Source organism: Kitasatospora sp. Root107, assembly GCF_001424875.1.
In the GTDB taxonomy this organism is placed as follows: Bacteria; Actinomycetota; Actinomycetes; order Streptomycetales; family Streptomycetaceae; genus Kitasatospora.
The window spans coordinates 1-7309 of sequence record NZ_LMCT01000052.1; the positions used below are offsets into that span (position 1 = coordinate 1).

The 7309-nt window shown below is 67.8% G+C and carries 9 protein-coding genes; 4 read left to right on the forward strand and 5 right to left on the reverse strand.

Annotation, left to right across the window (positions count from 1 at the left end; translation table 11 throughout):
- Positions 1 to 455 precede the first annotated feature (455 nt).
- Both ASC99_RS30155 and ASC99_RS30160 read right to left on the reverse strand, forming a co-directional pair.
- The gene (locus ASC99_RS30155; RefSeq protein ID WP_157531855.1) at positions 456 to 752 is read right to left on the reverse strand and encodes a hypothetical protein; all 297 of its coding nucleotides are present in this window, start codon (positions 750 to 752) and stop codon (positions 456 to 458) included.
- A gap of 62 nt (positions 753 to 814) precedes the next feature.
- Positions 815 to 1999 carry an IS110 family transposase gene (locus tag ASC99_RS30160; RefSeq protein WP_057238003.1) on the reverse strand — a complete coding sequence of 395 codons (1185 nt, stop codon included), beginning with the start codon at positions 1997 to 1999 and terminating at the stop codon, positions 815 to 817.
- Between the two features lie 499 nt (positions 2000 to 2498).
- On the opposite strand from ASC99_RS30160, the gene ASC99_RS30165 reads away from it, so the two are divergent.
- Together ASC99_RS30165 and ASC99_RS30170 are read left to right on the forward strand one after the other, a co-directional pair.
- The gene (locus tag ASC99_RS30165) at positions 2499 to 3689 is read left to right on the forward strand and encodes an IS110 family transposase (protein ID WP_057237989.1); all 1191 of its coding nucleotides are present in this window, start codon (positions 2499 to 2501) and stop codon (positions 3687 to 3689) included.
- Between the two features lie 87 nt (positions 3690 to 3776).
- A complete protein-coding gene (locus tag ASC99_RS30170; RefSeq protein ID WP_057237991.1) occupies positions 3777 to 4271 on the forward strand; it encodes a hypothetical protein in 495 nt (164 codons plus the stop codon).
- Positions 4272 to 4278: 7 nt separating this feature from the next.
- Here ASC99_RS30170 and ASC99_RS30175 read toward each other — a convergent pair whose 3' ends face one another.
- On the reverse strand, positions 4279 to 4659 hold the full coding sequence (locus ASC99_RS30175; protein ID WP_235502900.1) for a transposase: 381 nt from the start codon (positions 4657 to 4659) through the stop codon (positions 4279 to 4281).
- 47 nt (positions 4660 to 4706) lie between these two features.
- Here ASC99_RS30175 and ASC99_RS39110 point away from each other — a divergent pair, with 47 nt between their 5' ends.
- Complete coding sequence (locus ASC99_RS39110) at positions 4707 to 5015, forward strand: hypothetical protein (protein ID WP_157531856.1); 309 nt, start codon at positions 4707 to 4709, stop codon at positions 5013 to 5015.
- A gap of 385 nt (positions 5016 to 5400) precedes the next feature.
- Here ASC99_RS39110 and ASC99_RS39115 read toward each other — a convergent pair whose 3' ends face one another.
- Both ASC99_RS39115 and ASC99_RS30185 read right to left on the reverse strand, forming a co-directional pair.
- Positions 5401 to 5793: a hypothetical protein gene (locus ASC99_RS39115; protein ID WP_157531857.1), complete on the reverse strand. Its 393-nt coding sequence runs from the start codon at positions 5791 to 5793 to the stop codon at positions 5401 to 5403.
- A 155-nt stretch (positions 5794 to 5948) separates the two neighbouring features.
- Positions 5949 to 6536: a hypothetical protein gene (locus tag ASC99_RS30185; protein ID WP_057237999.1), complete on the reverse strand. Its 588-nt coding sequence runs from the start codon at positions 6534 to 6536 to the stop codon at positions 5949 to 5951.
- Between the two features lie 305 nt (positions 6537 to 6841).
- On the opposite strand from ASC99_RS30185, the gene ASC99_RS30190 reads away from it, so the two are divergent.
- Complete coding sequence (locus ASC99_RS30190) at positions 6842 to 7120, forward strand: hypothetical protein (protein ID WP_157531858.1); 279 nt, start codon at positions 6842 to 6844, stop codon at positions 7118 to 7120.
- Positions 7121 to 7309: the final 189 nt, after the last annotated feature.

Sequence of the window (7309 nt, forward strand, 5' to 3'; positions counted from 1 at the left end):
CCCGGACCTGATCCATCTCCCCAGGTGTCACACACCATCAACGCGCCCACGGACCCAAGGACACGCCATCAGCGAGTGCACCTGACCAAGCCCTACTAGCGCAGCGATCGAGCTTATGGATTCTCCGCAACTGGCTAAGCAGCGAACCGCTGACGGAGGCAAGCCCGCCGTCCACCGGCTTGCACGCTCGCTGCACGATTGTCCACCGATCGTCCATCGGGAGCGATCATGGAGCCTCTCCGGCTCACGCAAGCCCCTCGCGGAAGGTCACGGGAAGGCAAAAAGCCCAGGTCACGGCGAGTGAGTCCTGGGCTTTCTGAGAGCCGCCTTCGGGATTCGAACCCGAGACCTACGCATTACGAGGCCGTAGCTGCGGGTTCCGCACAGCGACCACTGCTGTGCGGGACAGGGATGAGCGCGTGCTCGCTTTGCCGCGACCGCTTCGCCAGGATCGCTCACCCGGACGAGCCGTCGAACACTTCGAAGCCCATCTCCACGCTGCCCCGGAACGCCAGCGCCTTGCGGTCAATACCGAGGGCGCTGAGCAGGATGTCCAGCGCCGCATCCACGTCGTCCGCTGAGCGGCTCACCCAGACGAACGTATGCGGGACAACCGCTCCTTCAAGCCGGCCCAGCACCAAGTCCGCCTGCTCGATGCGGAACATGGCGACGTCCACGCGCCCGAGGTCTTCCCACCCGCGCTCAACGGCCAGCCGCAGCCGCGCCGAAAGTGCCTCCAGTGGCGGCTTCAACCCCGCCACTACTGATTCCCAATGAAGTTGTCAAGCCTGGTTGGTGACTCGCTGTAAGTGCGTCAGCCCAGTGCGACGGGGCTGGCTGGTGGGGTGATCTCGAAGGTGCGGCCGTCGCGTATGAGGGCCCACAGGACGTTCAGGCGTCGTCGGGCGAGAGCGATGACGGCCTGCTTATGGGTCTTGTTCTCGGCTCTCTTGCGGTCGTAGTAGGCCTTCGAGGTGGGGCAGCATCGGGCGGCGACCTGCGCGGACATGTAGAAGACACGCAGCAGTCGACGGCAGTAGCGGCGGGGTCGGCGCATGTTGCCGCTGATGCGTCCCGAGTCCTTCGGGACGGGGGCCAGGCCGGCGACGCCGGCGAGGCGGTCGGGACTGCCGAAGACGCTCATGTCTCCGCCGGTCTGAGCGATGAACTCGGCTCCCAGGACGGGTCCGATACCGGGCACGCTCAGGATTACCTCGGCGTACGGGTGCTGACGAAACCGGCCCTCGATCAGAGCGTCGGTCTCGGCGATCTCCTCGTCAAGGGCCGTCACCTCTCTCGCCAGCCTGGCCACCAAGGCGGCGGCCAGTTTCTCCCCGGGAACGGCGGTGTGCTGGGCCTGGGCGGCCTCGACTGCGGTGGCCGCGACCAGCTGGGAGTTGCGCACCTTGCGGTTCTTCAGCCACTCCGCGAGGCGGTTCCTACCGATCCGACGCAGGGCGGCCGGGGTCTGATAGCCCGTCAGCAGTACCAGTGAGGCCTTCGAGGTGCTGTAGTCGAAGGCCCGCTCCAGGGCCGGAAAGTACTCCAGCATCTGGGCCCGCAGCCGGTTGATCGCCCTCGTGCGGTCGGCGGCCAGGTCCAGGCGGCGGGAGGTGAGGATCCGCAGGTCCACCGCGATGTCGTCGCCGCGGTGCATCGTCTGGAGGTCGCGGCGCATGCGGGCCTGGTCCGCGATGACGAAGGCGTCCTTCGCGTCCGTCTTCCCGTCACCCCGGTAGGAACCGGAGGCGTGGTGGACTGTGCGGCCCGGGATGTAGAGGACCTTCTGCCCGTTGTCGGTCAGCAGCGCGATCATCAGCGCGGCGCCGCCGGAGTTGAGGTCGATCGCCCACGTCACGGGCTCGCCCTCACTCAGCGCGAGGACATCGACGATCAGTTTGAGCAGCGCAGCCTCGTCGTTGGCCACCCGCTGCGACAGCCTGCGCTGGCCGTCCGAGTCGAGCACCACGCAGTGATGTTCGGCCTTGCCCGCGTCCATTCCGGCCCACAGTTCGGGCACGGCCACCTCCGAAGTCGTTCCTGTACCGGTCCCAGCAGACGACCTCGCCAGCGTGTCCTTACCAAGCGATCGTGTCGCGCGCATCCCAATCAGTGGCCGAGTCGTCGCGAGGCACCGGGCGGCCAATCAGTAGAAGCCACTTCTACGGCATGAACTTGACAGCCACACCCAGTGCCCCTGGGCCTCCCGATCCTACGAGTGACCGGAATCAACCCACCAACAACGTAAGGAACTTGAATGGGTCCTACGTTGTTGATGGGTCGGAGGGGCCAGTCGTATGGTCCTGGGATCCAGAGGCGCTGGGTATGGCTCTGATTGGGTTGCCGTCGATGGTTCACGTCACCTGGCCGCCCGGCGCCTCACGACGACTCGGCCGCTGATTAGGAGCTGCGGGCGCTCGCGGGCGCATCGCTGAGTAGGACCACGCTGGCGAGGTCGTTCGGGAGAACAGGACGCATCGAGCGAGCGGAGGAAGCCCGTGGCCTTGATCTGGGCGGGGACGGACATCGGCAAGACCCATCATCACTGTGTTGTCCTGGACGGCGACGGCAGGCGGCTGCTGTCGCGCCGGGTAGTGAACGACGAGTCGGACCTGCTGGCCCTGCTCGCCGACGTGCTGGCTCTGAGCGAGGACGTGGTCTGGGCGGTCGACGTCGCCGACGGCATGGCCGCCCTGTGGACCAACATCCTGCTGAACCACGGCCAACAGGTCTTCTACATACCCGGCCTGACGGTCAACCGGGCATCGGCCGGCTACCGAGGCATGGGCAAGACCGATGCCAAGGACGCGACCGTCATCGCCGACCAGGCTCGCATGCGACGCGACCTGACCGTCCTGCAGCCGGAGGACGAACTCATCGCGGAACTGCGGATCCTCACAGGCCGCCGGGCTGACCTGGCGGCCGACCGTACTCGTCGGATCAACAGGTTACGCGGCCAACTCAACGGCATCTTCCCCGCGTTGGAGCGCTCTCTGGAGCTGGTCAACCACGGCCCGATCATCCTGCTGAGCGGCTACCAGACCCCGGCCGCTCTGCGGCGGATGGGCCGCAGGCGCCTGGAGACCTGGTTGCGGAATCGAAAGGTCCGAGGCGCTGGAGCCCTGGCCGAAGCGGCCATGACAGCAGCCGAGGGCCAGCACACCGCGGTCCCTGGGGAGAGGACTGCCGCGCAGGTGGTCCAAGCCCTCGCCAAAGAGGTGATAGCCCTCAACGAGCAGATCACCGAGATCGACAAGCTCATCGCGAGCAGGTTCCGCGACCACGAGCTTGCCGAAGTGATCGCCAGTCTGCCCGGCATCGGCCCGCTCCTGGGCGCGGAGTTCCTGGCCGCCACCGCCGGCGACCTCAGGATCTTCCGTGGCCCCGACCACCTGGCCAGCCTCGCCGGCGTCGCCCCGGTGCCCAGGGACTCGGGCAAGGTCAGCGGCAACCTGCACCGCCCCAGGCGCTATCACCGCGGCCTGCAACGCGTCTTCTACACCTCCGCGCTCATGAGCATCCGCTACTGCGACGAGTCCCGCCGCTTCTACGAGCGCAAGCGCGCTGAAGGCAAGCGGCACATCCAGGCGGTCCTCGCCCTGGCCCGGCGACGAGTGAACGTGCTGTGGGCCCTCATCCGTGACAGGCGGTGCTACCAAAGTCAACTATCCGTCACAGCCGCGGCTTGACAACACTATTAGGAGGTGATGTCGGGGAGCGGTCAGTATGGTGGTGCCCGGGGCTGCTCCGCGGGTGGCTGCTGTCAAGATGGGCGCATGACCGAGAGCGAAGCGGATCTGCTGGCGTTGCTGCGCAAGCTCGATGATCCAGAGTGGCTGGAGTGGCCGCAGCACTACGACCGTGGCGAGACCGCAGTCAATTTCGGTGCTCTGGTGGCTCGGATCGAAGGCGACTTCGCAGCTCCCTGCACGGCCGAGCAGGACACCCAGGACTCCAGCGAGTACGGACGCGTCGTCGTGCCCGGGGACGCAACCGTCCGCGGAACCCGGATCGTCGTCTGCGTGAGCAAGTTCGGCTCACTGGCTCTGGTCTGCGCTGACAACCCGGGCGCCTTCCTCGGAACAAAGGAAGCCCAGGCCGAAGGCGAGCTGGACGGCGCGGACCTTGCCAAGGTCAACCGGGCGCTGGTCGAGCTCGGCTATGTGGTGGTTGCCGAGGAACTGCTGGAGAGCGACTACGACGGGCCGAGTCGACTGCCCTGGCACGTTCAGCGGCCCACCTGGTGGGCTCGCTTCTTCGGCTTCTTCTGACGGTCACTCACGCCGGCAGGGTCAGGCCGGTGCCCCTCAGGCAGCCGTCGATGACCTCCGGCCGGTACTGGAGCATCTTGAGTTTGCGCTTCACTGCGCGGGTGACCTGGCCGAGGTCGGCGGCGGCCAGGTTGCCGATGTCGCGCTTGACCAGGGACCAGATGCCCTCCTGCGGGTTGAGGTCCGGGGCGTAAGTCGGCAGCTGGAACACGGTGAGCCAGTCGGTGTTGGCCTCGATGAACTCCCGCAGTGGCGCGACCAGGTGCGTGCGCAGGCATCGCCCACCGCTCCACCATGACCCGCGACGAGCTCCAGAAGGCAGTGACCACAGCCTCCCGCCACCTTCGCGCAGCCTCCTGACCAAGCCACCTGAACAAGCGGTGGCCACCAGCAGGACCGTACTGGCCCGTCAGCGGCCCCGAGTACGGTCACCACATGAGCACCGAAGCCTCGCCCTCCGACCCGGGCCCGCCGGGCGTGATGCCCGTGGACAACCTGGAGGAGCACGTCGTCGCCGACACGGTGCGCACCGCTGACCTGGCCGCCGGCCGCTGGCTTGCCGCTGAACTCGACCGTCTCGAACCAAGTGGTGACGGCCTGTTCAGCGTTGCCGGTGCGGTGGCATGTCGACAGAGCGTGCGGCGCGGGGCATGGAGCACGGCAAGATCGACTGGCCGGGACACACGCCCGGCGACACGCCGCGAGGATGATCGCGCTGCGCGTTCGGTGGGTAGGCTCGCTTGATCGCGGCTTCCTCAACTCGCGACCCGGAGGAACGGCTGCCGACAGGAGTAGGGCTTCACGGTGCCTGTCCGCGCCTGAGCCCCGCCCGCTCGGCTCGCATGTGCCCGCGGGTCTGGTGTCAGAAGCCGTTGATGCCCCTATGGATGTCAACTTGTGGTTCCTTCGGGATCTGCGTGGCCTACGGCAGTCCTGGCGGGGGCGATGAGTCGGTAGATCTCGCGTGCGACGTATCGCTTCAGGCACCTGATGATCTCCCGGCGGGTCTTGCCGCTGACGTCCCCGCCAAGGAGGCCGGGCAGACGGCAAGGCCGGCGGCCGGTGCGGGCACGGGCGGAGGAGCACCGAAGGGCGGCTGCTCGAACGCAGCCGCCCCTGAGCCCTGCGGTCAGCCGCAGTGGGTTGCCCCGGTGCTGCCGCCGGACGCCTCGTGGCCGTTGTAGGTGATACGGCCCCTGACCTGGATGCAGTGGCCTCGCGCCCCCACCGGAACCGGCCCGGCGTAGTACTTGTAAGTCTTGGCATCGACGACGGCATCCAGGATCGCGCACGTGGAGGACGGCGAGGTCTGGGAGCAGAGGATGAGCGACACCGACATGTACTTGTCCGCCCCGTACCCGCCGGCGGAGGTGGCCACGTTGACGGCGCAATTCGTACCGTCCGACGAGTCGTAGTACAGGTGGATGACGCCGTACGTCGTCGAGCCGGATGTCACGGGGTACGTGTCGATCTCACTGCCCGCACAGCCGTAGCCACCGGCCGAGGCCGTGGAAGTACCCACGACGAGACCGGCCGCGGCAAGACCGAGGGCGACGACGGCAGAACGGATTCGACGACTCATGGCTGTTGCTTCCCCCCACTGATGAAACTGTGTCGGCGACGACGGTTCCAGTCCCTACAACCGCCCGCAAGACCATGATCACATGATCTGGATCACTAGCTCTGCGGCGCTGAGCTGCCGCTGCCGTGTAGGAAGACCGCACCGGAGGCGGCGACGACCGGGCAGTGGTCCAGCAGCTCGGCGAAGGCCGCGCCCACCGCGTCGTCGGGGAAGGTCCGCAGCACGGTGGCCAGGTCGGCCGAGGCGATCAGGTAGTGGGTGGCGAGGTGCGAGAGGTCGTCCCAGTCCTCCCACTGGTGGGCCCGGAGCAGGTACTGGCCGCAGCGGTTGCAGCGGATCCAGGGCACCAGCCTCTGCCCAGCCAACTCACCTTCGCCCGGCAGGAGTTCGGCACCCTCGCCGTCACCGTCCAGCAGCCGGACGGCGGCCGGGGCACCGTCGCCGAGGCAGCGCAGCAGGCCGGGGGCCAGCGACTCACGCTCGCCCCACTCCTCGGTGAGCACCGCGATCCGGGCCCGGTCCTCGCCACTGACCGGTATCTGGAAGGCGAGCATCCCCTCGATCAGCTGCCGCAGCCCGGCCTCCTGCTCACCGATCTCCCAGCAGCCCTTCACGTCCCCGGCGGCGGCTTCCGGAAGGAGGTCGGCGATCTGGTACCACCGGCCCCTGTCCACGTTCGTCATGGTCAAGACCCTAACCTCCGCCCGAGCAGACCCCACCCGAGGCCGCCAGACCAAGCCGCCGCCACCTGGAGTCACCTGACCGAGGGAACAACCTACGCCCCACTTGCGTCCGACCGCGGAATTCCACCAGGGTGCGTCCGGGCCTCGGTGGGAGGCCTTTCTCCGGGCGTCGACCGGCCAATCCGACGCTGGCTGGGACAAAGCCGACTCACTGCAACCCGCCGAAGCATCCAACGCACCGCCGTGGCGGCCCCGTTCAACTCGCCCCGCTCGTCGCGCATCCGAGGCCGACGGAACGGACTTCCATGAGCCGTGAAGCAGCGCTCTGCCGGATGTACACCGGCGACTCCCCGGCCAACAGTCAGGGCCCCCGCAGCGCCCGGGCCCACGCGCCCGCCTCGCTCGCCACCGCCTCCCCCGCACAGCAGGAGCTGGAGCACCAGGTCCTGCTGCACCTCAAGGGCGGCAGCGTCTACGCCGCGCACCAGCTCGCGATCGCTCACACCCGAGTCCTCGCCGACCGCACCGAGGTCCGCCTCGACCGGACCGCTCGCGCCTGGGAAGACCACCGCGACAAGAACTGACCACCGTCGACCGGAAGAACTCCCATGACCCCCAGCACCGCGCGCCGTCAGGACACGTCGGCCTGGCGAGCTACTCGGTAGGGAGCGCGTAGTCAGACGTCCATCTCCAGGGTGCGGACGCGTGCCACCGAACGGAGAGTGGAGAGATGGCGCGCAAGGCACCCGGTCAGGTCCGTTACCTAGATCTTC